Raw genomic sequence first — 22094 nt, 5'->3', positions numbered from 1 at the left:
AATGAATACGGCCGTTGCGCCCAAGGTGCAGGTTCCCGATGTGGCGGGTCAGATCACCTATGCAATGCGCTCCATGGGCGTTGCACCAATTCCCCGCAATTACGAACTTTTCTACGAAGCCTATATCGGTTCCAACCCCGCACTCACCCGCGACCTCGCCGCTCTCGGCAGCCAGGCGACGCAGGCTGAGCTCGATGCGCTAGGTACCCAGCATTGTTCCCACACGGCGCCTGCCAAGATCTTCGACGACGCCCATAGCCGCATCGCCGGCGAACTGGAAGGCCTGCTGCGCGTGCTGCGCCAGGAGCAGACCTCGCTCGAAAGCTATAACCGGCTGCTCAACGAGACCTGCAAGCGCATCAATTCCAAGAGCACGAGCAGCGCCGACCTCATCGAAAACGCCATCGATCTGCTCACCCAGGCAACCGGCGATACGATCACCCACGGCGAAAAGACCGTCGAGGACATGGTCCAACGCTCGCAGGAGATGGATCAGGTCCGCAAGGAACTCGACGAATACAAGCGCATCGCCAATACCGACTCGCTGACGCGCCTTTCCAACCGCCGCGCTTTCGACGACCGGCTGGCCGCCGTCTTCAACAATCCGGCGTTGCGCCCGGTGACGGCCCTGCTGCTCGCCGACATCGACAATTTCAAGAAGATCAACGACACCTACGGCCATCCGGTCGGCGACAAGGTTCTGGCGACGGTCGCCTCCGTCATCCGCACCAATGTCCGCCGCGATGTTTTCGTCGCCCGCACCGGCGGTGAGGAATTCGCGCTCATCATCGACGGCAACACGCTGGACGAAGTGACGGCGGTCGCCGAGCGCATTCGCCGGACGCTGGAATCCACCCCCTTCAAGAATTCCCGCACCCGCGTCAATTACGGCCCGGTCACGGTCTCCATCGGCATCTGCATGGCCTCGCACGCCGACGACGCCGGCGAGCTCTACTCCAAGAGCGATATCGCGCTTTACAGCGCGAAAAACGCCGGCCGCAACTGCACCGTCGTCTATGAGGACGGAATGCAGAAAGAATTCACCAAGAGCTGGCTGATCTACAAGTCCTGATCCCTGGGTCTGGACTTTAGTCCTGATCCCCTGGGGCTGGCCTCTAATCGGATCCCAAGTTTTTTCGGAAATACTTCCGGAAATACAGAGAAATTGGAACAAATCCCTTTAGCGACCGGAAACGGCCGCTTGTCTTATTGGCTGGAATTCCGCGAGACTGGCGGAAATGGGTCCCGCCTCAATCCACCTCGATTTGAAAATCCACGCCCTCCCAACGCTGCGCATCCTTCCAGAATATCGTGAAGTCGATCATGCCGGGGCCGAGCGCCTGCGTCGGCAGGTCGAAGACATGAGTGCCGAAGCCGGTGTCGTGGCATGGGCTGTCGGCGGCGCTTGCCCAGCCGTCGGTGGACCAGCGTACCAGAGCGGGCTCGGGCACTTCGATGCGGAGCCGCCGGCCCGCCGGCATCTGGTCGCGTCGGGCCGTCAGCCGCCAGGAGAACGGTGCCGGCGCCGGCTTTGCTGCGACATAGCGGGCAAAGGTCTGGGGCGGCATGTCGAAGATCACGCCGTCGCGCAGCGAGCGCAGCAGCTTGATATGTTCGGCATGCGCCCAGACGAGCGGCATGGCGCTGCCCGAGGGTCGGCCGAGGAAAAGCTCGCGCTGCGGCACGTCCTCGCTGTCCCAGATCTGTTCAGGCAAGAGCCCACCTTCGCTTGCCGAAGCTTCCAGCGCAGCAAGCATCCGCTGCGCTTCGTCCGCTCGCCCGGCGGCGAGTTCATAATGGGCACGCTCGCCGGTCAAGAGCGGCCAGAGCCTGCCGACACCGCTGCCGGCAAAGGGCGCACCGCCGATGCGCTCGCCATAGCCGTCGTCATTGTAGCGATACCAGTAGGGACCGGCCGGAAGGTCGCGGCGCAGCTCCGCATCGATTGCCGCGATTGTGCCGAGCATGCGCGGGTCGTCGGCGGCGCGGAGGCCGAAGCGCACCAGCGCAAGCGCATCCGGGCTTATCAGCAGGTCCGCTTCAAGCACCTCTCCGAGATCGTCCCGATTGCGGATCGGAATGAAGTCACGCCGCAATGACAGGCTGCCGTCTGTCGCCGAGGCGATGCGCACATAATAGCCTTCGACGCCGAGACGGCGCGACAGTTCGGTATCGGTGGCGTAGGTCCACTCCTCTATGCGCTCGTTCCAGCCATCGGCGACCTCGCGCAGATAGTGCGCCGCATCCAGGCGACCGGCCGCTTCCACGGCATCGGCCGCCGCAAGCAGACCGGCGATCTCCACGGCAAGCGTAAACGGCGAGTAGCCGGCATCCTCCTCCCAGCGATCCTCCTGGGTGGCGGGGCCGTTTCTGACGATATAGCCCGCTGCCGCCTCGACCATGGGCAGATAGCGTCCCCTCTCCGAGGCGTCGATCGCTCCCGCACGCAGCAGCATATCGTAGAGCAGTATGGGAAAGGCCGTCTCATCCATCTGGATGCCGTACCAGTAGGGTCTGCCGTCCAGCCAGGCATTCTGCACCCAATGGCCGTCCGCTTCCTGGATGACAGCGAGATAGTCGAGCACGGAGCGTGCATCCGCTGTGGCCCCGGCCGCAAGCAGACCGCCCGCCGTTTCCACCAGATCGCGCGTCCACACCAGATGATAACCGCCAAGGTCGTCATCGCCTTTGCTGAAGCCCCAGGGGATGGAAAGGCTGGCGATGATGGCGCCGGAGGCATCGTCGCGATGGGTGGCGAGCACGCCGGTGCTGACGCGATAGCGGTTGAGCTGGGTCGGATCATGTGGCTCGTCGAGCGCAAGCAGGCCGGACTGCCACTCCCGCCAGCCGCTGCGATAATGTTTCAGCGTCGGCTCAACGCCCTGCTCAAGGCTGAGAAGCGTGCGCACGGCAGCTTCCTCCGGCTGCGTGCCGAAGCCTATGGCGATCAGCGCCTTTCCTTGGCCAGCTTGCCCCTCGCCTGCCCGCATATCCAGCGTTCCTGACAGCGCGATATTGCCGGATGTGGCGCAGCTGTACTCCTCATTCAGCCCCTCGCCGCGCGATAGCGTCTGCCAGCCGTCGGAGATGCCGACATAGCCAACTGACCGCGCAAGCCAGGGCACCGAAGCGGCAATGGCGAGCGACCGCCCGGAACCCTCGGCAAACAGCATCTGCCGACCCTTGAAATCATCGTACCAGCCGTTGTTGTCGGCGCCGCCATTGACGAGATGTGGGGCAACAAGCGCATGCAGCCGATAGTCTGAGAGATTGCCTATCAGCGCCTCGAAGCGGATGTCCTGCAGCACCACCTCGCGCTCAGGGTCTGAAAAGATGGTCTTGGTGATGCGATAACGCCCGTCGCGGGAGGTATTGACGAGGCGGAAGGCCGGGACGCCGTCCTCGATCGCTTGTACGCTGTGATCGGCGTCGCGCTTCTCCTCGGAGAAATAGCCCGGAGCCGTGACGATGAAACCGAAATCGCGCACGCAGGCCATATCGAGCCGTGGGGCGTAGATCTCATTGAGGATGCCGTGGCTTGCCGTGAACCAGACGCAGCTCGCCGAACTGACGGCGGTACCAACAGCGCTCTTGTCGCTGGACGTCCATCGGGGCTCGATGCCCGGCGCACCTGGCGGCTCGACGGAACCGGGTGGTCGTGTCGGAAAGGCCAAGTGCTGTTCCTCCGCTCTATTTGCTCGTCTTCCGTGCCATCGTGAGATGAAATTAAGCGATCCGCAATATACCGGCTTGACAGCCGGCTACGATCTTGCGCCCGATAGAATAGCGCGGGCCCTATAGAATAGCGCGGGAAGGAATAAGCGTACAGCCGGAGAGGAGCGCCAGCCATGGCTGACACAATGGAAGAAAAGCAGACGCCTGAGCGAGCCAAGCCGAAGGTTGCGGCGCCGGCCGGCCGCATCGTGCTCGCCGTCGATATAGGTGGCTCGCATGTGAAGGCGGAACTCAGCAGTGGCAGCGAGCGACGCTCGGTCGTATCGGGGCGCGCGATGACGGCGGCGAAGATGGTGACAGCCCTCACCGATCTGACCGCCGACTGGCACTACGATGTCGTCGCCATGGGTTATCCCGGCCCCGTCGCTGCCCACCGCCCCGCGGCCGATCCGTTCAACCTCGGCCCGGGATGGAAGGGCTTCGATTTCGAAAAAGCCCTCGGCAAGCCCGTGCGCATGGTCAATGACGCGCTGATGCAGGCGATCGGCAGCTACGAGGCCGGCCGTATGCTCTTCCTTGGCCTCGGCACCGGACTCGGCTCGGCGATGATCGCCGAGAACGTCTGCATGCCGCTCGAACTGGCGCACATGCCCTACAAGAAGGCGACATTCGAGGACTATGTCGGCGAACGCGGCCTGGAAGGTCGCGGTAAGGGCAGATGGCGAAAATCGGTCTTCGACGTCGCCGACCGCCTGGCCGCCGCCCTGCTGCCTGATTATATCGTCATCGGTGGCGGCAACGTCGAAAAGCTGAAGGATCTGCCGCCCAAATGCCGGCGCGGCAGCAACGACAACGCCTTCCGCGGCGGCTTCCGGGTCTGGTTGGACGAAAGCCTGCGGCTGTGAGCGGCAGTGAACCCGATGTGTTTGAAGCCCTGTTGGGCGGCGGAAGGTGACGACAATGCTGGAAAAGGACAAGCTGTTCGTCGGCTCGATCCCGGAAAACTACGACCACTATATGGTGCCGCTGATTTTCGAGCCCTTCGCCGTGGATCTTGCCCGGAGAGCAGCATCCCTGTCGCCCGGCACCGTTCTCGAAACTGCCGCAGGCACTGGGGTCGTCACCCGCACACTGGCGCCGAAACTGTCGTCGGGCGCACGCTATATCATCACCGACCTCAACCAGCCGATGCTCGACTACGCCGCTTCGCAGCAAGGCTTCGACAGTCGCCTGGAATGGCGCCAGGCGGATGCTCTGGCGCTGCCGTTTGAAAATGCCGCCTTCGATCTCGTCTTATGTCAGTTCGGCGCGATGTTCTTCCCAAACCGCATATCCGGCTACCGCGAAGCAAAGCGTGTCCTGAAGCCCGGCGGACATTTCCTGTTCAACGTGTGGGACCGCATCGAGGAGAATGTTTTTGCCGACGATGTGACGAATGCCCTTGCGACGATGTTTCCGGATGATCCGCCGCGCTTCCTGGCCCGCACGCCGCATGGCTATCATGACAAGGCGCTGATCCGCGCCGAGCTGGAAGAGGCGGGTTTCTCCCATGTGGTGATCGAAACGAAGGCCGAACAAAGCCGCGCATCCTCGCCCCGGATTCCCGCCCTCGCCTATTGCCACGGGACCGTCCTTCGGAGCGAAATCGAAGCCAGAGCTCCGGGAAAACTGGACATTGCGACCGACTGTGCCGCATCCGCGATTGCCGACCGGCATGGCGACAGTGAGGTTGCCGCCAAAATTCAGGCTCACGTCATCATGGCAGTGGCCTAGAAGTTCAACATCTTGACGGGCCGGATTGCGGTTTTGGGCACAGGCAGATCACAACCTGATCGAGCCCCAGACCAGTTTCGTCCGGATGATGAAACTCAGTTTTCGTTCGCGAGCATAGGGAGCCAGCATCTCGCCGAGCTCTCCGTCGAACTCGTTCATCCTGCCGGCCAGACGGGATGGTGCGAACGTATCGCGCGAATGCTGGCAGCGAATGAAGTCTTCGACGCTTTGCTCGAATGGAGCGGAGTGGAAATGTTCAGAGCCTTCGATGTCGAGGAACGCCTTGTAGGCCGACCAGCTTTCCCGCTTGCCAATGGGATCGAACGCCTCGCCTGTTATGGCAGGAACCCATCTGGTCAGAAAAGACTGCCAGTCTGCTTCCCAGGCCGGTTGGAAAGGCGCATCCCCAGAGACGACGGCCATCCTGTGATCGGCGGCGGCATAGGTTTTCAGCCGCGCGAAAAGCCGCTTGTGATCCATCCAGTGGATGCTCGCGGCAGCAACGATGAGGTCGGGACGATCGGGGATATCGACATCCTCGGCGAAACCGACGATCCAGTGAAGATTGCGTGCCCGCCCTTCCTCCAGGCTCTGGCCAAGCTCGATCATGTGGAGGGATGGATCGACGGCGATGACCCTTTCGAAATGCCGTGAGAGCGGCCGTGAAATCTTGCCGGGGCCGCATCCTATATCCAGTAGGCAGCTGCGCTTAGGTGCGATGGCAAGCAGCTTCTCGTAGATCGCCTCGGGATATGGCGGACGGAAAGGATAGTTGCTGACGACATCGGCATCCTCGAAAGAGGCCCCTGCACGCGCATGCTCGACCATGATAGGCTCCGTCCTCAGTGACAGTCGAGAACCATCCGATAATTCAACAAGATGTCAGCATGGTAACAAGCGCGATGGACAGCTGCAAAATCGAACGGCTCGAAGGCCGGGTAAACGGCGCATTCGTCTCCCGGCCCGATGCGAATGAGACCGGTGTCGTCGTGCTCAGCGGTTCCAGCGGCAGGGTCGATATCGATCGTGCGAGATTGTTTGCCGGGGCCGGCGCGAAAGCACTGGCGCTGCAATGGTTCGGCGCAACGGGGCAATCGCCCGGCATTTGCGAAATCCCGCTGGAAACCTTCTGTGACGCCACGGACCGCCTGATTTCGCGGGGATGCCGGCGCATCGTCTTCGTCGGGACATCGAAAGGCGCAGAGGCGGCCTTGCTTGTCGCCACCCTGGACCCGCGCGTGAACGCTGTTATAGCGATCAGCCCGAGCTCGGTTGTCTGGGGCAATATCGGGCCTGGCAAGGACGGCAGAGAATGGCCCGAACGTTCATCCTGGACCTGGAAGGGAGAGCCACTGGAATTCGTCCCCGCCGATCCCACCTGGGAGCGGGACTATCGCGATGGGCTGGTGTCCTATCGTTCCTTCTTCGAAAAATGCCTGGAGACCGACGAGCAAACGCTGCGGCGAGCGCAGATTCCCATCGAGAAAGCCACCGCAGACCTAGTCCTCGTGGCCGGCGGAGACGATGCACTCTGGCCGTCAGAGAGCTTTGCGCGTGAGCTTGCCAGCCGGCGCGAAAAAGGCGGCAGGCCGCTGTCACTGCTCGTTGACCCCGAGGCGGGCCATCGGGTACTGCTTCCAGGCGAGACGACGCCCCGCTCCAGCCTTCGCGCCCATGGCGGCAACGATGCAGCGGATGCAAGGCTCGGCCGGGCGGCATGGGCGGCGATAGAAGCCGCTTTGTCGCCAAAGGATTGACTGGCCCGATACGGTTCAGGCGGAAAGTTGCAGCAGGATCGAACTGGCTGCCATCAGCATCACGACGATCCATGGCGGCGCCTTCCAGACCACCAGCAGAAGGAAGCCGGACAGGGCAAGAGCAAAATCGGCCGATGTAAGGACCGCGCTTGTCCATACCGGATTGTAGAGGGCCGCACCCAGCACGCCGACCACGGCGGCGTTTGCGCCGCGCATGGCCGCCTGCGCCAGCGGATAGGTGCTGAGCCTGTCCCAGAAAGGCAGGGTGCCGAGCAGCAGCAGAAAGCCGGGCAGAAAGATGGCGGCCAGAGCGATGGCTGCGCCCGCGATACCGTTGGGAGTCGGCCCCATCACCGCTCCGAGATAGGCCGAAAACGTGAAAAGCGGACCAGGCACGGCCTGCGCAACACCGTAACCGGCGAGAAACGCGTTTTCCGAAACCCAGCCCGGCCTCACGACCGCCGCCTCGAGCAGCGGCAGGACGACATGGCCGCCACCGAAAACCAGCGCGCCTGAGCGATAGAAGGCATCGAAGAGGCGCAGCCCCTGCCAATCCATGATGGAAACGATAAGCGGCAGTCCGAACAGCAGGAGCAGGAACGCCAGCAGGCAGGTGACCCCTGCAGATCGCGATATTCCGAACGAAAAACTTGCCTTGTGCCCGGCGGCGGCCTCGCGACAAAGCACGAGCCCGGAAATTGCACCCAGCATGATGGCTGCGAGCTGGCCGAGCGCTCCCATCGACGTCACGATGAAAATCGCGGCCAGCGCGATGCCGGCGCGCGGCTTGTCGGGTGTCAGCGATCGCGCCATGCCCCAGACGGCTTGTGCCACGACAGCGACGGCAACGAGCTTCAATCCGTGCAGCAGGCCCTGTCCGAGAGGATTGTCGAGTGCGGTGGCGGCGGTTGCAAAGATGAACAGGATCAGGGCGGAGGGAAGCGTGAACGCGCTCCACGCCGCAAGCGCCCCCAGCGGCCCGCCGCGCAGCAATCCCATGGCAAAGCCGACCTGGCTAGACGCGGGACCGGGAAGGAACTGACAGAGGGCGACGAGATCGGCATAACCCTTCTCATCGATCCATTTGCGGCGCGTCACCAGCTCGTTGCGGAAATAGCCGAGATGCGCGATCGGCCCGCCGAACGAGGTGAGGCCAAGCTTCAGGAAGGCGCCGAAGACCTCCGCAGGCGTACCTGCCGGTGGAGCCGCCGTCTTCTCCTCGGTCATTTCCTTTGCATCCACGCCAATATCCCCCATTCACCGACCCGTATCCTCATCATTAATGACAGCGCGATGACAACAGGCAATTTTCGATGTCAGTCGAATAAGCCTTTGCAGATCTTGTGGTCGTGGCGGCACGGATCAGGCAACCCGACGGACCTGCATTCGTGCGGGCAGCGTCATTGCGATGACACCGGCCATGACGCAGGCAAGACCAAGGCCTGCCATGGAGGACAGCGTTTCGCCGAGGAAGACGACACCGATCGCAACGCCGATCGGGACCCTGAGATAGGCCTGTGCCGTGGCAGCGATCGAACCGAGCGTCTGCATGAGACGGAAATAGATCACGAAGGCGAGCGCCGTCGAGAAGACGGAGAGAGCAAGAAGCGCCAGCACGGAATGAAGGCTCGGCTGCGATGTCCAGGGATGATCGATGACGATGCTGGTCGGAATGAGGATCGCCGCCCCTGAGAGCAGCGAACCGGCGGCCGGCAGCATGGGATCGAGCCCCCGGAAATTCCGGCCGAAGACGGCTGCGCCCGCATAGCAGATCGTGGCGGCGACGATCGCGAGTTGCGCCCACAGCGCCTGCCCGATACTGCCGAGCGCTCCGACGCCGATGACGAGCGCCGTGCCGACCAACCCAGCCGACACGCCGAACAGCTTGCGGCCTGTCAGGGCTTCATGCCGGGTGACCAGTGCCGTGATCAGAAAGGCAAATATCGGTGTCGTGGAGTTCAGGATCGCTGCCAGGCCGGCATCCGTCGTCCGCTCGGCCCAGGCAATCAGCGTGAAGGGCAAGACGCTGTTGAGGCAGGCCTGAAACAGGAAATAGGCCCAGGTCTTTCGGTCGCGGGGCAGCCTGAGGCCACGCCAGTGGATGATGGCGAGAAGCAGCGCGCCGGCAATGAGCGTTCGTGCTGCCACCAGTGTCACCGGCGGGATGGTTTCGACGCCGATCTTGATGAAGGTGTAGGAGGCTCCCCAGAGCGTCGAAAGTGCCAGCAGCAGCGCCAATTCCCGCGTTATGTCAGTCTTCTTTTCCATCGCATTCCCCTTGCCGTCCATGCAGCCTGTGTTTCTCTTTAGCGCTGCAGGGGGCGGAATGCTTCGATACGGACCGAACTGTCGATGATCGGAAACAAGAGGTCCAGGGAGTTGCTAAACCTCTTCCGGAAATACCCGGCTGGTGTCATAGGTGGTGGCAACGGAGGAGGATGATATGACTGAAATGACGGTTCTCGCATTTGCGCTGGTGGCATTCATCGGCATTGCCACACCCGGCCCGACCGTGCTTCTCGCCCTGACGAACGGCTCGAAATTCGGGGTGCGCCGGGCGATATCCGGCATGATCGGCGCTGTCATGTCCGACTTCGTGCTGATCGGTGCCGTTGCCCTCGGCCTCGGTGCGCTGCTGGCGGCCTCGGAATTCTGGTTCACCGTCGTCAAATGGGTCGGCGTCTGCTACCTCGCCTTCCTCGGCATCATGCTGCTGCGTTCGAAGGGAACGCTGGATATCTCGCTGCGCTCCGAAAACGGGAACGCATCCGGCTCGGCGATGACGATCTTCCTGAAGAGCTTCCTCGTCGCCGTCACCAATCCCAAAGGCTACCTCTTCTTCTCGGCCTTCCTGCCGCAATTCATCGATCCCGCGGGTGCGCAGGTCGAGCAATATGCCGTGCTCGCCCTCGTCTTCGCCGCCATCGATTTCATGGTCATGTTCGTCTACGCGTTGCTCGGCTCGCAGGCTGTTCGGCTGTTGCGGAAATCGGGCGCGCTCTGGCTCGACCGCGTGTGCGGCGGCGCCTTGCTGACGCTTGCCGGCTCTCTCGCGCTCTATCGGCGGGCAAGCGCCTGAACCGACAGTTGCCGGGCTCTTAGAGAGCCCGGCGCGTTTCATGTGCTCTTCCGGATTGCGGCTCGCGTCCACCTATTGGGCCGCGAGCGGAGCCGCCGGAGCAGCACTCGTCACCGGCGGCGGGTTCCACTTTCCGATAAGGGCGGTCGCCTTCGGCGCATAAAGCCGCATCGTCAGATTGTAGGGACCGCTGGGCGCCGGCAGCCAGTTCCATTCCTTGTCCTTGCCGGGGCTCTCCGTCTGGAAATAAAGATCGAGCGAACCATCGGCGTTGAACTGGAACGGCATCCAGCTGCTGACCGCGAACCGATTGAGGGGATTGGCAACCTGGAACCCGTCCTTGTCATAGAGCGTGATCGACCAGAAGGCGTTGACAGGCGGAATGTCGTCCTTCTCGAAGTGGATCGTATAGTTGTCTCTCCCGTCCAGCGGATTGCCGTTTTCGTCCGCAAGATTGAGCGGATAGATGGCATCCTCGGGCAGATTGGCGCCAAGTCCCTGCTGCGCGACGATCGCCCGCTTCAGGTAATAATTGCCGTAGACGCCCATCGTGTCGGTATTCATCGACCAGCCATTGACCACCCGCGCCAGGGTCTTCAGCTTCCAGCCCATGAGCGCCTGGGCGTCCTGCGGCGCCGTCGCTAGCGCCTTCTGGACGACAGGATCGGCCTTGGAGAGATCGAAGCTCTTGCCGGGTTCGAGGCCGATCCGCCTCATGCGGGCAATGATCGGCTGATCGGTGCTGTGCGGCGGATGGAGCTTAAGCAGCTCCGCGGCATAGGCGAAGTAGGCCTCAGCCGAGGCTGTGTCGGCCTGCGTTTTCGGTGGCGTCTTCATGTCCACGGATGGGTCGATCTTTACCTCTGCCTTGTCAGGCTTTTTTCCCCACTGCGACAGCGGCGTTATCTTGTAGCCGTCCTGGATCTTGTGAACGGCGTCATAGTCGGGAGGGCCATCCGTCTTGGTACGCCCGATGACCCAGACGTAGGGCGTCGGGGCATCGATCCGTTCAGTTCCTTCCGGCAGCTTGAACTCATCGAACTTGTCGCGGAGATCGGGCCTCCAGCCGGCCGGTGCGACCAGGAAATGACCGGCTGCCGTTCCCGTCGTTCGCCAGCCAGGTGCGGCAAAGACATCCGTCCACATGTCCAGCATGGGCAGGAGGTAATAGCGGCCACCGGTATCCGGCGCGGTGATCACCACCGGTTCCTTCGTCAGATCGAGCCAGCCGCTGGAGTAGAGCGTGTCGAAATTCGGCCGGACCACGGCCTTCATGTCCGCCGACGGAAATTCCCTGATATTGGCGAACCGGTTTGCCGGCCCGCCGATCGCCCCCTCCTTGGGTTCCATGTTGGTCAGCTGCTTGCGCGTGAGGTCCATCGATATCAGCGGATAAAAATAGACATAGGCTTCGATGCCGATCGCACGCGCCTCCTCTTCCGTCAGCGAAGCGGCTCTCGCTTCAGGAACTGCCGGAATAGCCATCCAAGCAGTCGCCAGGAAAATGAACGACATATTCGTTCGCAGCAGGCTTCCGATCCCAAACTGGGCAAACTGGATTGTCATGGATGTTTTCCCCCAAGAACAAAATGAAGACCCGGCAGCCCCTAATCTCCAGCGGAACGTCTTCGTTGAAAGCAAGATAGGGCGCCCTTCCACGGGAAGAGCGAAACACATGGTACCCATGTTCGGAAGTACGTTACGGTAAACGGCGCCGTAAACGGTGCGGCGGGCGAGCGCGTAACTGCCGTCACCTGCCGATTTACAGCGAGTTTACAGTAACGTACTTATCCGGCCTCTCCCGATCTGCATTCAATAGACCCCGAAGGGGCGCCATTCTGGCGGCCGCAGCAGGAGGGCCCATGCATGCAGAAAAATTGGAGACTGGTTGGCGCTGCGGCGATTGCCGTCATCGCCGGAACTTGTGCCGCAAAGGCCGACACGATCAGCTATGCCGATGCGATCACCGTGCTTGCGAAGGATTGCGGCGCCGACATCAAGAAATTCTGCAAGGGCATGAATCTGGGCAATAACAGGATTGCCGATTGCCTGGCGCAGAACTCCGCCAAGGTCTCGCCGACCTGCACTTCCACGCTGGCGAGTGTCGCCGCGTCGATCCAGAAGCGGGAGCAGGCCCAGTCTTCCTACAAGAAGGTCTGCGCCGGTGACATGGCGCGGCGCTGCAATGGTGTGGTCGGCGACGGCTATATCCTTGCCTGCCTGATCAAGACGCAAAAGCGCGTCGGGGCGCAGTGCAATCAGGTCATATCAGACGCGGGCTGGAGGTAAGGCCATGAGGATCAGAAAAAGCGCCCTCGCCGGCTTTGCCGCCGCCGTGTTTGTTCCAACCCTTGGGTTCGCGCAACAAGTGTCCGAACAGCGCATCATCAACGGCCTCGCCAAGCTGCAGGGCGCTGCGCCTATCGTCGATGTCGAACTGTTGCGGCAGGAAGCCATGAACGGATCGGGCAAAGAGATGTCCGGCCTGCCGAACTGGAGCAAGGTCGCGCGCCTGCCGCAGATGGTGGTCGAGATCGCCTTTGCCAACGACTCCGTCGCCATCGAGCCCGAATCCTACCGCACGCTCGGCATGATCGCCGATGCGCTGCACCATCCGAACCTCTGGGCCTACAAGTTCCTCGTCGTCGGCCATACCAGTTCGACCGGCAGCGACCAGCACAATCTCGATCTCAGCCAGCAGCGGGCCGACGCGATCAAGGAAATCCTGTCCACCACCTTCGCCGTCGATCCCGGCCGCCTCTATGCGGTCGGCGTCGGCGAATATTTCCCGATCGAGGGTTCCAAGTCGGAAGCCGCCAATAACCGGCGCGTGCAACTCTACAATCTCGGCGTCTTCACGAAGAAGCCGTGAGCAGGGAAACCGGGGATGGCATTCATGGACGTCCTTCGCGATCTTGCCGCATGGAGCACGCTCGCCATCGCCGCGATATTGCTGATCGTGCAATTGCTGGCGCATGAAATCGGCTATCGCCTCGGCACCGTGAGCAAGACGGGCGTTCCGGGTCAGGCAGAAAATGTCGGTGTCGTCGTGGCCGGCATGCTTGGCCTCCTCGCCTTCGTTCTGGCCCTGACGCTTTCCTATTCGACGGCCCGTTTCAACGAGCGGCGACAGGGAACGCTCGCCGAAGCCAATGCCATCGGCACTGCCTGGCTGCGGGCAACGGCGATCGGCTCGCCGCAGGCGGTCGACGTGGCGCGGCTGCTGGAGGATTATCTGAAAGCGCGGGAGGATTTCGTCAATGCCGGCCTCGATGCCGACGCGATCGCCACCGCTAACAGGGATACGTCGCGCCTGCAGCAATCGATCTGGGGTGGCGTCAGCGCCATTGTGCGCGAGCGGCCGGATCCGGTTTCGGCCTCGCTGATGGCCGCGGTCAACGAGGCCTTCGATGCCGGCACCAGCGAGCGTTTCGCCGTGGGCATGCGTTTGCCGCCACAGATATTCTGGCTGCTTGCCGGCGTCATGCTGCTCAGCATGGCGGCACTCGGTTATCAATTCGGATTGAGAGGCCGTCCGGTACGCATTCTTACCCTCCTGCTGACCGTGGTCTGGACGGCCATTGTCGTCAACATCCTCGATCTGGCTTCGCCGAGGATCGGCAATTTCCGCACCAATGCCGTCGTCTACGAATGGACGCGTCAGGGTTTTACCGGCATGGGTGGGCCGCCAGCCGCATCGCAATGAGGAGTGCGCCCTGCCCTCGTCCTTCCGTCGCCGATCGGTGACTACTTCTGGGTCGCCCCGCCAGCTTCCGTCCGTTCCCCCATGCGCGCCACCAGCAGCGAATAGGCGACGTAATATTTATAGATATTGCTGACATATTGAACCGTCTCCCGCCCGACGATTTCGGCGGCGGCATTCTCCACATTGCCGAACCAGACATTAGGGTCGAGGCCCATGGTCTTCGCCTTGTCGCGGAATTTCCTGAGGTTTCCGGGGCCTGCATTATAGGCGGCAAAAGCGAAGAGCTGCCTGTCCTTGGCGTCCAGTCCCTGGTCGTCGATATAGGTATCCATCAGGTGCCTGAGATATTTCGCGCCGGCCTCGACATTGCGGTCCGCGTCCTTGTCGATGCCGCTGATGCCGATCACCTTGTCTCTGGCAGTCGACGGTAGCATCTGCATGACGCCGACGGCGCCGCGCGGTGAGCGCCTGGACTGGTCGAGCTGCGATTCCTGATAGCCCTGCGCCATCAGCATCAGATAGTCGAAGGAATAGCTGCCGCCATATTTGCGGAAGATCTCGATCAGCGTCTGGAAACGGGCGACATCGTCAGGCGCATAGGCGCGTTTGACGATCTTGTCCTGCTTGAAGTAAGTGTTGCGCAGCATGTTGCCGAAGGTCGTGCCGACCCTGTGGGTCGCAACGAATGCATTGAGTTCGGCCTTCAGTTCCGGGCTGTCCTTGCGGATCGCCCAGGCGATTTTGCCCTCAGACGCCAGCACGATATCGTGGCGCACCTTCATGTCGGGAAAGACATGCAGCCAGATATCTGCCTTGTAGACATCGACGATCGTGAAGGGCAGCAGCCCGGCATTGACCATTTCCATCAGGTCTTCATCCTCGAGGCTCTCATCCATCACATGGATGCCGATCTCCGGTTTTCCCGCCGCTGACAGCTCCTTGTTGCGGGCCAGAAGATGCTCGTAATAGCTGCTCGATGCCCGCACCGCGACGCTCTTGCCCGAGAGTTCGTCGAGGCTTGCGACGTCAGGACTGTCTGGTGCGGCGACGAGAACCTCCTCGGCATTGGCATAGAAGGGATCAGTGAAGTCCACCTCCTTCATCCGCGCATCCGTGATCGTCAGGTTCGCCATGACGATATCGCCATAGCCCTCGTTGAGCGCGCCGAGCAGCCGGTCGCGCGGCATCGGCACGAAGACGATATGGATATGATCGATCTGCTTCTTGCTGTTCTTGTTGAGGGATTTTTCGAGCTCCAGCCCGAAGGTGACAGCCGTGCCGAACTGCCGGCCCTTTGTCGACGAAATAGATCGTCTTGCTGTAGGGCACGAGCACGCGCACGATGCGGCGCTCCTTCATGGCATCGAGATCGACGACATGCTTTTGCAGAAGGCGCGGAGCCTCCGCCTCCTGCGCCATCGCCTGCGTCATCCCGAAGGATACGACAAGCATGACGAGGACGAACAGCACTTTCGGAAACGAGCTCATCGAGGCCTCCCCAGCATCGGCCATGAACGCATTCACTCTGTCTGCGGTTTTCGTTTGCGCGCCGCGGGAGCTCCGGCCGCACTCCCGCGGCGGTCAGGGAGGAGCTATTGCGGCGCCAGCCGCTCCAGCTCGTTCAGCCGTTTCAGCGCTGCCTGCTGCCGCAGCAGGCCGTAATTGATGCCGCTCGCATTCAGCGAGCTGCCCTCCTGATAGGGGTACTGATCGAAGTCGGCGAAGAACTCCTTGATCTTCCCCTGGATCGGAACGAGCAGCCATATGTTGCGGGCGAGGAAGTCGGTCGCGCCGCCACCCTCGTCCATGCCGCGTTCATAAGGGTCCATCCTCAGGTTTTCGATCAGCGCCCAGCTCGGAACTTCTCGCGTCGCCGTTGCGATATTTCCGTGGCTTGCGATCGCGAAGCTGAGTTTCCAGTCGTTCCAGCGGATGGCATTCAGGTTGCCGCCTTGATCGAAGTAATAGACGGTCTCGCGCGGGCCAGTCTTCACCTCGCCCTTCAGCATGGGCGTCAGGTCATAACCATCGAGATGGACCTTGAAGGTCTTTGCTCCAGCCTGGAATCCGGCCTTCATCTGATCCTTGATGTTGTCTATGCCGGCAGCCGTTGCAAATGTCGGCAACCAGTCCATTAGTGTCACGATGTCGTTGATCTGGGTTCCCGGTTCGACGACGCCCGGCCAGCGGACCATCATCGGAATGCGGAAGCCGCCCTCCCATGTGGTGCCCTTTTCGCCGTGGAACGGCGTCATTGCACCATCCGGCCAAAGGGCGATTTCAGCGCCGTTGTCGGTCGTGTAGAGCACGATGGTATTCTCGGCGATGCCGAGTTCATCGAGCTGATCGAGAAGCTGGCCGACATGGCCGTCATGCTCGACCATACCGTCGGCATGGATGCCCTTGCCCGTCTTGCCGAGCGAGTCCGCCTTCAGATGCGTGAAGACGTGCATGCGCGTCGCGTTGAACCAGACGAAAAAGGGCTTTTCGGCCTTCGCCTGCCGGCCGATGAAATCCTTAGCGGCGGCCAGGAATTCCTCGTCGACCGTCTCCATGCGCTTGGTGTTGAGCGCCCCCGTATCCTCGATCTTGCCGTCGGCAGTCGATTTGATCACGCCACGCGGGCCGTATTGCCGGCGGAAGGCCGGGTCCTTGGGATAGAAATAGCCCTCCGGTTCCTCCTCGGCATTGAGGTGGTAAAGATTGCCAAAGAATTCGTCGAAGCCGTGTTTGGTCGGCAGATGTTGGTCCTGGTCGCCGAGATGGTTCTTGCCGAACTGGCCGGTCGCATAGCCTTTGGTTTTCATCACGTCGGCAATCGTTGGCATCCAGTCCTGGATGCCATGCGGATCGCCGGGCATGCCGATCGTCAGCAGGCCTGTGCGAAACGGCTCCTGCCCAAGAATGAAGGAAGCGCGGCCTGCGGTGCAGCTCTGCTGACCGTAGGAATCGGTAAAGATCGCCCCTTCCCTGGCGATACGGTCGATATTCGGCGTGCGATAACCCATGAGGCCCATCGTGTAGGCGCTGATCTGCGGAATGCCGATATCATCGCCGAAGATGACGAGAATGTTCGGTGGTTTTCCCGAAGCGCCACCCTGTGCCGGGGCGGCCTGTTGCGTCTGTGCGGCAGCCTGTCCGGTCGCGGATGAGACGGCGAGAGCCGTGAGCGCCAGCGACGTGCCGCCGAGCAGAAGATCACGGCGGCTGACGGGTACGATCGGGTCATCCTGCTTTTGAATTTCGACGTCCTTCATCGAATTTTCTCCTTGAGATGAAACCTGCACGCGAATGCTTTGCCAAATTCCATGATCGCGGAAGTACGTTACGGTAAACACCGGGCGTAAACGGCCGCGTTAACGGTCTGGGTCGTTTCAGCAGCCGATATCAGCCCGTCACATATCCTTCGCCGCCGCGCGTTATTGCGCTGGGCGAAGAATGACTGATCTGGTCGGGAATGATGCCCATGTGCCCCTTCTGTGCCGCAAACCGTGCGGAAAAAGCGCCGCCGCTCTTTTCCAACAACAGCTGCTACTTTCTCGAAACGGCCGATCCGGTGCTGCAATGCTCCGGCATCATCATACCGTTCCGGCACGTCGCGACTCCTTTCGAGCTGACGGCTGAGGAATGGTTCGACACCTTCGATCTCTTGGAGAGCGCTCGCGCTCACCTCGATAGAGCCGAGCCGCATGGCTACAATATCGGCTGGAATGTTGGCGAAGTCGCGGGGCAAACTGTCCAGCACGCCCATCTGCATGTCATCGGCCGTTTTCCCGACGAGCCGCTTGCCGGCCACGGCATACGCCATCACCTCAAGCAGGCGAACAACCGGCGGGCCTGAGCGCCTGCTAGCTCGGCCAGGGATTGGACTTGAGTTCGCCACCCGCCTGCAGGCTCTGCAGCATATCGATGAGTTTCGGCGCCATCTCTCTGATTTCAGTCAGATGAATGGCGACGCCGAAGACCCACCGCTAGCTCACTGCAGCAGATGCAGGCCGGCGGCAACGAAGGCGAGCCACAGCGCTTCGCTCCAATGGTTGAAGCTGCCGGCGTGGTAGCGCTGGCGCGTAAACGACGCGACCATCATCATCAGAGCCGCATAGAGGAGCAGGCATTTCGATGCCGTCTCCAGAGTATTCGACCGCACAAGGAGGGCGATGGCCAGCGCGATATAGCACTTCCAAACGAAGCGCCCGACCGTCGCCCTCGATATCTCGTCCAGTTCGATTGACTTCATTATCCGCATCAGCTTGCGACCCAGAGGATACAGGCAAGGCCGGCGAAGAAGACGGCGAGGACCAGAGCGAGCCTCACGAATATCCAGAGATCGTCCGTGTGATCGAACGTCACCTCGGTCCTGCGCTGTGCGTTCCAGGACGGATGAGACTGAGCCACATGGCGCATGCGCGCCTGCATGTAATAAGCCCACCAACGACCATACATCGCCTTTTCCTTCCAATCAAAATACACTTTTCCGAGCAGACGATGGGACGTCCGCAGCCGGTGAAGCTATCGGTTGGGGCATATGTTTTCGATTGGAGGAGACGGGCAGCGGTATAAGCTTCGCATAAAGACGGTTGCGAGCGCTCATCCGGCATCCGCCTTTATGGGGCCTTTATAAAATACCGACTCTTCCCGCATGGAATTCAAATGCGAGGCAATCCAATTTCCTTTCAGGAGGATTCGATCATGTCCCCTGACAAGGATTTCACTGCGCCGCAGGCCGAAGCGGCGATTGCCGACTACAATATCGAAGAGAGCCTGGACTTCTCGGAAGTGCCGCCGGTCGTCCGTTATGTCATCTGCCTCATCATGACGGCGATGGCGACTGCCGTAGCCGCGGGCTTCGACCGCTACGAAGCCATTCCCAACCTATCGCTCATCTATGTCCTGCCTGTCGTCGCCGGCAGCGTCTTCTTCGGCCTCGGGCCGTCGCTGTTTTCCGCCGTGCTCGGCGCGCTCGCCTATAATTTCTTCTTCACTGAACCGCGCTTTTCGCTGGCCGTCGCTGATACCGCCAATATCTGGGCGATTGTCCTACTTTTCGTCGTCGCCTGCATCATCAGCGCCATCACCGCCTGGGGACGTCGCAAGGGCATCGATCTGGAGCGCACCCGCCGCATGCAGGCCGCGCTGAAGACCTATGCAGGAAAGATGGCGGCAAGCCGATCGATGGAGGATTCCACGAAGCTGACGCTTTCTGCCGTCACCGGCTTCTTCCACTCGCCGGCCGTCATCGTCTTCCCGGCACAGGCGGATGGTGAGCCGGAGGTGCAAGGTGCAGAAAAGCTTTCGGCGATCGAGATCGAGGCGGCAAAATCGGCATGGGATTCCCGCCTCGCCGTCACCGGCGGCGTCTACCCCTATGACGAATCCCGCTTCGACTTCTGGCCGGTTTCGACCGCCTCCGGCCAACAAGCAATCATCGGCATCGCCTTCGATCCGGACCGGCGCCCGGCAAATCCCGATGGCATGATGGATATCGTCGCCCTTGTCTTCGGCACCGCGGTCGATCGCTACCGGGCCTAGTTCGAGAATTCAGGCGCAACTGGCGTCGGCAAGGGCGCGTCGGCGTTAATGCAGTTCTTATATTCCCTGTCCGGCAGCAATATCGATTTCATATGGGCCTTTCGGCAAAATCTCCCTCCAATCCTGTCGGTGACCTCAAGGAAGAAACCGATGTTCGGCCGCAGTGGCGTAACTTATCTGGCGCGTGAACGCGAAATCATGGCCGGCCGCACCCGAAGCCGGAAGACCTATCGGCACTTTCTGGTGAGCCTGATGACCGCAGGCGTGCTGCTTGTCCTGCTGGCGGGCGCAATCGCCATCCGGCTGGTCGGGTAAGATGCGGCTGCAGCACCTCGAACGCACCGCTATCGCTCGACAGCCTCGTAACGCACGCGGGCTTCATCGATCTCGTTTTGCCGGGAATTCGCCCAATCGGTGAGATGCGCGAGTGAATCGAGCAACGATTGTCCGGCCGGGCCCAGCCGAACGGACCATCATGCTTGCACATGATGGTCATGAGTCTGGTGCCCTGTTACCGGCCGAGCCAGCGATATTCCTCGATCGACGCCTTGCCGGTCTTCTTGTCGTAAAGGCAGATCAGGTTGACGTTCTTGACCTTGCTCTTGCCCTTGCCCATCGAGCCGCGCAGCAGCACGGCGACCTTGCCTGTCGCATCGTCGAAGACAACGGGAGCGGTCGCCTCTGGCGTATCCATGCCCGACTGGCCGATGCAGGTGCCGTTCACCTTGGCGAAGAGCGCATTCCACGCAGCATCGCTGGAGGCGCCGGCATAGTGAGCCGAAAGCAGCATCGCGGCCGCCGCGATCGTCATTTTCTTGATCATTCTCAAACCCTTGTTGAACGGAAAGGAATCGCCCATCGCGTGGGGCCTGCTTAGTGATGAGCGAGCGGGGCCAAAAGAAGGCGGTGGATGGCTTCGTATAAAGGCGTTGTGCCGCGCGGCACAACGCCTTTATTTACCTCCCAGAGACTCCTGCGACCCCTCGCTCGCCTCAATACGGCCCCAGACACATTTCCCCACCGAGCAGCAGGAGGCAGATGAGAAACCAGCGGCGGAAGGTTGCCGGCGCGATCCGACCGCGCAGCACCTGCCCCGCCCACATTCCCGCCAGTGCCGGAAGGATCGCGAAACACGAAAGCGCAAGATTGCCGCCGTCGAAGGCGCCGCGTATGCCGAGGGACACCGCAAGCGCGATCGTGGAGACGGTGAAGGACAGGCCGAGCGCCTGCACGAGAGCATCCTTCGCAAGCCCCAGCGCCTGCAGATAGGGCACGGCTGGAATGACAAAGACGCCTGTGCTGCCCGTAACCAGTCCCGTCGCCGCACCGATGACAGGCGAAAGCCATGGCTCCATCGCCTCCGGCACCCGGAGCTGACGCGCAAACAGCGCATAGACCGCGTAGAGCACCAGCGTTGCACCGAGCCCCCTCGTCGTCAGGCTGGTATCGCTGCCCGTAAGCCATGACGAACCAATCATCGTTCCCGCAATAATGGCTGTGATCATCGGCCAGAACCGCCGCACAAGCGGACCGAAACCGGGCCCTGCGAACAACTGCCAGACATTCGTGACGAAGGACGGCGCGATGAGAAGGCTTGCTGCCGTCAGCGGCGAGGTCAAAACCCCCAATGCGCCCATAGCGACTGTCGGAAGTCCCATGCCGGTGACGCCCTTGACGATGCCGGCGGCAAAGAAGGTGGCGGTGACGGCTGACAGAAAAATGATGGAAAGATCGGACATGACGCATCGCTAGCAGCTTCCGATACCGGCACAATGCGGAAGTCTCCGAGCCTGCCTTCGGCTGGTCCGAAGGCACAAAATAGCCTATCCTCGCAAAATGCGTTTCGATCTTACCGACCTTCGCCTGTTCCTGGCTGTCGTCGATGCCGGCAGCATCACCCATGGGGCGGCAGATGTGGGGCTTTCGCTGGCCGCTGCGAGCGAACGCCTGCGCGACATGGAGGCGCTCGGCGAAGTCACCCTGCTGGAACGCGGCCGGCGTGGCGTCTCCCCGACAGAGGCCGGCGAAGCGCTGGCCCACCATGCCCGCGTGATACTCAGCCAGATCAGGCAGATGTATGGCGAACTCGGCGAACATGCGCGCGGACTGCGCTCGACGATCAGCGTTCTCGCCAACACGGCCGCCATATCGGAACACCTGTCTGAAAAGCTGGCGGACTGGATGGCCGCCAACCCGCAGGTGGATCTGCAATTGAAGGAACGGCAGAGCGTCGAGATTGCCCGAAGCGTGGCGGCTGGCCATGCCGAGATCGGCATCCTCTCTGCCGCGGCCGACACGGCCGGGCTGACTGCGCGACCTTTCGCTATCGACCGGCTCGTCGTCGTTGCAAGCAACAGCCATCCCCTGGCCCTGGAGAGCAGCATCCGCTTCGCCGATCTCGTCGATGAGCATTTCATCGGCCTCGCCGGCGGCGCCCTGCAGGATCATATCGACGCGCAGGCCAGCCGCATCGGCATCCGGCTGAAGATGCGCGTGCGGCTGCGCGATTTCGAGGCCATCTGCCGGCTGGCCGGTGCTGGCGTCGGTATCGGCATCGTGCCTGATACGGCGGGCC

General features: G+C 61.6%; 24 protein-coding genes. 12 read left to right on the top strand and 12 right to left on the bottom strand.

Annotated features, from left to right (window positions below; all coding sequences use genetic code 11):
* Position 1 precedes the first annotated feature (1 nt).
* Entirely contained in the window at positions 2 to 1072 is a 1071-nt protein-coding gene (locus PMI11_RS11200) for a GGDEF domain-containing protein (protein ID WP_007816765.1), read from the top strand.
* A gap of 178 nt (positions 1073 to 1250) precedes the next feature.
* On the opposite strand, the gene PMI11_RS11195 is transcribed toward PMI11_RS11200, so the two are convergent.
* On the bottom strand, positions 1251 to 3674 hold the full coding sequence (locus tag PMI11_RS11195; RefSeq protein WP_007816762.1) for a glucan 1,4-alpha-glucosidase: 2424 nt from the start codon (positions 3672 to 3674) through the stop codon (positions 1251 to 1253).
* 174 nt (positions 3675 to 3848) lie between these two features.
* On the opposite strand from PMI11_RS11195, the gene PMI11_RS11190 reads away from it, so the two are divergent.
* Both PMI11_RS11190 and PMI11_RS11185 read left to right on the top strand, forming a co-directional pair.
* Positions 3849 to 4580 (top strand): ROK family protein, encoded by a 732-nt coding sequence (locus tag PMI11_RS11190; protein WP_007816760.1) that lies wholly within the window; start codon positions 3849 to 3851, stop codon positions 4578 to 4580.
* A gap of 55 nt (positions 4581 to 4635) precedes the next feature.
* Positions 4636 to 5448: a class I SAM-dependent methyltransferase gene (locus tag PMI11_RS11185; RefSeq protein ID WP_007816757.1), complete on the top strand. Its 813-nt coding sequence runs from the start codon at positions 4636 to 4638 to the stop codon at positions 5446 to 5448.
* Positions 5449 to 5496: 48 nt separating this feature from the next.
* Here PMI11_RS11185 and PMI11_RS11180 read toward each other — a convergent pair whose 3' ends face one another.
* On the bottom strand, positions 5497 to 6276 hold the full coding sequence (locus tag PMI11_RS11180) for a class I SAM-dependent methyltransferase (RefSeq protein ID WP_007816755.1): 780 nt from the start codon (positions 6274 to 6276) through the stop codon (positions 5497 to 5499).
* A gap of 74 nt (positions 6277 to 6350) precedes the next feature.
* Between PMI11_RS11180 and PMI11_RS11175 the strand changes: the two genes are divergently transcribed.
* Positions 6351 to 7205 (top strand): acyl-CoA thioester hydrolase/BAAT C-terminal domain-containing protein, encoded by an 855-nt coding sequence (locus PMI11_RS11175; protein ID WP_007816754.1) that lies wholly within the window; start codon positions 6351 to 6353, stop codon positions 7203 to 7205.
* A 15-nt stretch (positions 7206 to 7220) separates the two neighbouring features.
* Here PMI11_RS11175 and chrA read toward each other — a convergent pair whose 3' ends face one another.
* Both chrA and PMI11_RS11165 read right to left on the bottom strand, forming a co-directional pair.
* Positions 7221 to 8432, bottom strand: coding sequence for a chromate efflux transporter (chrA, locus tag PMI11_RS11170; protein WP_037071145.1), 1212 nt, complete (start codon positions 8430 to 8432; stop codon positions 7221 to 7223).
* A 135-nt stretch (positions 8433 to 8567) separates the two neighbouring features.
* Positions 8568 to 9473 (bottom strand): DMT family transporter, encoded by a 906-nt coding sequence (locus tag PMI11_RS11165; protein WP_037071144.1) that lies wholly within the window; start codon positions 9471 to 9473, stop codon positions 8568 to 8570.
* A 175-nt stretch (positions 9474 to 9648) separates the two neighbouring features.
* On the opposite strand from PMI11_RS11165, the gene PMI11_RS11160 reads away from it, so the two are divergent.
* Positions 9649 to 10284: a LysE family translocator gene (locus tag PMI11_RS11160; RefSeq protein ID WP_007816748.1), complete on the top strand. Its 636-nt coding sequence runs from the start codon at positions 9649 to 9651 to the stop codon at positions 10282 to 10284.
* A 72-nt stretch (positions 10285 to 10356) separates the two neighbouring features.
* Here PMI11_RS11160 and PMI11_RS11155 read toward each other — a convergent pair whose 3' ends face one another.
* On the bottom strand, positions 10357 to 11769 hold the full coding sequence (locus PMI11_RS11155) for a DUF1254 domain-containing protein (RefSeq protein WP_244430558.1): 1413 nt from the start codon (positions 11767 to 11769) through the stop codon (positions 10357 to 10359).
* Between the two features lie 381 nt (positions 11770 to 12150).
* Here PMI11_RS11155 and PMI11_RS11150 point away from each other — a divergent pair, with 381 nt between their 5' ends.
* From PMI11_RS11150 to PMI11_RS11140, 3 genes are read left to right on the top strand one after another with little or no spacing between them, the layout of a single operon-like run.
* On the top strand, positions 12151 to 12573 hold the full coding sequence (locus PMI11_RS11150; protein ID WP_007816745.1) for a hypothetical protein: 423 nt from the start codon (positions 12151 to 12153) through the stop codon (positions 12571 to 12573).
* A gap of 4 nt (positions 12574 to 12577) precedes the next feature.
* Positions 12578 to 13156 carry an OmpA family protein gene (locus PMI11_RS11145; RefSeq protein ID WP_007816743.1) on the top strand — a complete coding sequence of 193 codons (579 nt, stop codon included), beginning with the start codon at positions 12578 to 12580 and terminating at the stop codon, positions 13154 to 13156.
* 15 nt (positions 13157 to 13171) lie between these two features.
* Entirely contained in the window at positions 13172 to 13990 is an 819-nt protein-coding gene (locus tag PMI11_RS11140) for a hypothetical protein (RefSeq protein ID WP_007816742.1), read from the top strand.
* Between the two features lie 41 nt (positions 13991 to 14031).
* Here PMI11_RS11140 and PMI11_RS11135 read toward each other — a convergent pair whose 3' ends face one another.
* The 3 genes from PMI11_RS11135 to PMI11_RS11130 all read right to left on the bottom strand — a co-directional run bounded on the left by PMI11_RS11135 (position 14032) and on the right by PMI11_RS11130 (position 17247).
* Positions 14032 to 15177 (bottom strand): lytic transglycosylase F, encoded by a 1146-nt coding sequence (locus PMI11_RS11135; protein ID WP_007816740.1) that lies wholly within the window; start codon positions 15175 to 15177, stop codon positions 14032 to 14034.
* Positions 15071 to 15478 carry a hypothetical protein gene (locus PMI11_RS38045; RefSeq protein WP_244430557.1) on the bottom strand — a complete coding sequence of 136 codons (408 nt, stop codon included), beginning with the start codon at positions 15476 to 15478 and terminating at the stop codon, positions 15071 to 15073. The genes PMI11_RS11135 and PMI11_RS38045 overlap by 107 nt, the downstream gene beginning before the upstream one ends.
* 104 nt (positions 15479 to 15582) lie before the next feature.
* The gene (locus PMI11_RS11130) at positions 15583 to 17247 is read right to left on the bottom strand and encodes an arylsulfatase (protein ID WP_007816738.1); all 1665 of its coding nucleotides are present in this window, start codon (positions 17245 to 17247) and stop codon (positions 15583 to 15585) included.
* Positions 17248 to 17456: 209 nt separating this feature from the next.
* Between PMI11_RS11130 and PMI11_RS11125 the strand changes: the two genes are divergently transcribed.
* On the top strand, positions 17457 to 17831 hold the full coding sequence (locus PMI11_RS11125) for an HIT family protein (RefSeq protein WP_007816736.1): 375 nt from the start codon (positions 17457 to 17459) through the stop codon (positions 17829 to 17831).
* A gap of 135 nt (positions 17832 to 17966) precedes the next feature.
* On the opposite strand, the gene PMI11_RS11120 is transcribed toward PMI11_RS11125, so the two are convergent.
* Together PMI11_RS11120 and PMI11_RS11115 are read right to left on the bottom strand one after the other, a co-directional pair.
* Positions 17967 to 18227, bottom strand: a complete 261-nt coding sequence (locus PMI11_RS11120) for a hypothetical protein (RefSeq protein ID WP_037071131.1) — start codon at positions 18225 to 18227, stop codon at positions 17967 to 17969.
* A gap of 8 nt (positions 18228 to 18235) precedes the next feature.
* Positions 18236 to 18433 carry a hypothetical protein gene (locus tag PMI11_RS11115; protein ID WP_007816731.1) on the bottom strand — a complete coding sequence of 66 codons (198 nt, stop codon included), beginning with the start codon at positions 18431 to 18433 and terminating at the stop codon, positions 18236 to 18238.
* A 246-nt stretch (positions 18434 to 18679) separates the two neighbouring features.
* On the opposite strand from PMI11_RS11115, the gene PMI11_RS11110 reads away from it, so the two are divergent.
* Both PMI11_RS11110 and PMI11_RS37280 read left to right on the top strand, forming a co-directional pair.
* On the top strand, positions 18680 to 19519 hold the full coding sequence (locus tag PMI11_RS11110; protein ID WP_007816729.1) for a DUF4118 domain-containing protein: 840 nt from the start codon (positions 18680 to 18682) through the stop codon (positions 19517 to 19519).
* Between the two features lie 150 nt (positions 19520 to 19669).
* Positions 19670 to 19834, top strand: a complete 165-nt coding sequence (locus tag PMI11_RS37280) for a hypothetical protein (RefSeq protein WP_007816727.1) — start codon at positions 19670 to 19672, stop codon at positions 19832 to 19834.
* Positions 19835 to 20030: 196 nt separating this feature from the next.
* On the opposite strand, the gene PMI11_RS11105 is transcribed toward PMI11_RS37280, so the two are convergent.
* Complete coding sequence (locus PMI11_RS11105; RefSeq protein WP_037071135.1) at positions 20031 to 20342, bottom strand: hypothetical protein; 312 nt, start codon at positions 20340 to 20342, stop codon at positions 20031 to 20033.
* A gap of 169 nt (positions 20343 to 20511) precedes the next feature.
* A complete protein-coding gene (locus PMI11_RS11100; protein ID WP_007816722.1) occupies positions 20512 to 21258 on the bottom strand; it encodes a sulfite exporter TauE/SafE family protein in 747 nt (248 codons plus the stop codon).
* A gap of 97 nt (positions 21259 to 21355) precedes the next feature.
* Between PMI11_RS11100 and PMI11_RS11095 the strand changes: the two genes are divergently transcribed.
* The coding region (locus PMI11_RS11095; protein ID WP_007816720.1) for a LysR family transcriptional regulator at positions 21356 to 22094 on the top strand (739 nt) is incomplete at its 3' end.

The organism is Rhizobium sp. CF142, from assembly GCF_000281145.1.
GTDB lineage: Bacteria > Pseudomonadota > Alphaproteobacteria > Rhizobiales > Rhizobiaceae > Rhizobium.
Note: the sequence above shows the minus strand (reverse complement) of the source record. Positions and strands in the feature narration are given on the sequence as shown.

Bases quoted from the DNA above. Each gene is read 5' to 3' on its own strand.
- PMI11_RS11200 (WP_007816765.1), top strand. From the start codon at position 2: ATGAATACGGCCGTTGCGCCCAAGGTGCAGGTTCCCGATGTGGCGGGT.
- PMI11_RS11190 (WP_007816760.1), top strand. From the start codon at position 3,849: ATGGCTGACACAATGGAAGAAAAGCAGACGCCTGAGCGAGCCAAGCCG.
- PMI11_RS11185 (WP_007816757.1), top strand. From the start codon at position 4,636: ATGCTGGAAAAGGACAAGCTGTTCGTCGGCTCGATCCCGGAAAACTAC.
- PMI11_RS11180 (WP_007816755.1), bottom strand. From the start codon at position 6,276: ATGGTCGAGCATGCGCGTGCAGGGGCCTCTTTCGAGGATGCCGATGTC.
- PMI11_RS11175 (WP_007816754.1), top strand. From the start codon at position 6,351: ATGGACAGCTGCAAAATCGAACGGCTCGAAGGCCGGGTAAACGGCGCA.
- chrA (WP_037071145.1), bottom strand. From the start codon at position 8,432: ATGACCGAGGAGAAGACGGCGGCTCCACCGGCAGGTACGCCTGCGGAG.
- PMI11_RS11165 (WP_037071144.1), bottom strand. From the start codon at position 9,473: ATGGAAAAGAAGACTGACATAACGCGGGAATTGGCGCTGCTGCTGGCA.
- PMI11_RS11160 (WP_007816748.1), top strand. From the start codon at position 9,649: ATGACTGAAATGACGGTTCTCGCATTTGCGCTGGTGGCATTCATCGGC.
- PMI11_RS11155 (WP_244430558.1), bottom strand. From the start codon at position 11,769: ATGGCTATTCCGGCAGTTCCTGAAGCGAGAGCCGCTTCGCTGACGGAA.
- PMI11_RS11150 (WP_007816745.1), top strand. From the start codon at position 12,151: ATGCAGAAAAATTGGAGACTGGTTGGCGCTGCGGCGATTGCCGTCATC.
- PMI11_RS11145 (WP_007816743.1), top strand. From the start codon at position 12,578: ATGAGGATCAGAAAAAGCGCCCTCGCCGGCTTTGCCGCCGCCGTGTTT.
- PMI11_RS11140 (WP_007816742.1), top strand. From the start codon at position 13,172: ATGGCATTCATGGACGTCCTTCGCGATCTTGCCGCATGGAGCACGCTC.
- PMI11_RS11135 (WP_007816740.1), bottom strand. From the start codon at position 15,177: ATGCCGCGCGACCGGCTGCTCGGCGCGCTCAACGAGGGCTATGGCGAT.
- PMI11_RS38045 (WP_244430557.1), bottom strand. From the start codon at position 15,478: ATGAGCTCGTTTCCGAAAGTGCTGTTCGTCCTCGTCATGCTTGTCGTA.
- PMI11_RS11130 (WP_007816738.1), bottom strand. From the start codon at position 17,247: ATGAAGGACGTCGAAATTCAAAAGCAGGATGACCCGATCGTACCCGTC.
- PMI11_RS11125 (WP_007816736.1), top strand. From the start codon at position 17,457: ATGTGCCCCTTCTGTGCCGCAAACCGTGCGGAAAAAGCGCCGCCGCTC.
- PMI11_RS11120 (WP_037071131.1), bottom strand. From the start codon at position 18,227: ATGAAGTCAATCGAACTGGACGAGATATCGAGGGCGACGGTCGGGCGC.
- PMI11_RS11115 (WP_007816731.1), bottom strand. From the start codon at position 18,433: ATGTATGGTCGTTGGTGGGCTTATTACATGCAGGCGCGCATGCGCCAT.
- PMI11_RS11110 (WP_007816729.1), top strand. From the start codon at position 18,680: ATGTCCCCTGACAAGGATTTCACTGCGCCGCAGGCCGAAGCGGCGATT.
- PMI11_RS37280 (WP_007816727.1), top strand. From the start codon at position 19,670: ATGTTCGGCCGCAGTGGCGTAACTTATCTGGCGCGTGAACGCGAAATC.
- PMI11_RS11105 (WP_037071135.1), bottom strand. From the start codon at position 20,342: ATGATCAAGAAAATGACGATCGCGGCGGCCGCGATGCTGCTTTCGGCT.
- PMI11_RS11100 (WP_007816722.1), bottom strand. From the start codon at position 21,258: ATGTCCGATCTTTCCATCATTTTTCTGTCAGCCGTCACCGCCACCTTC.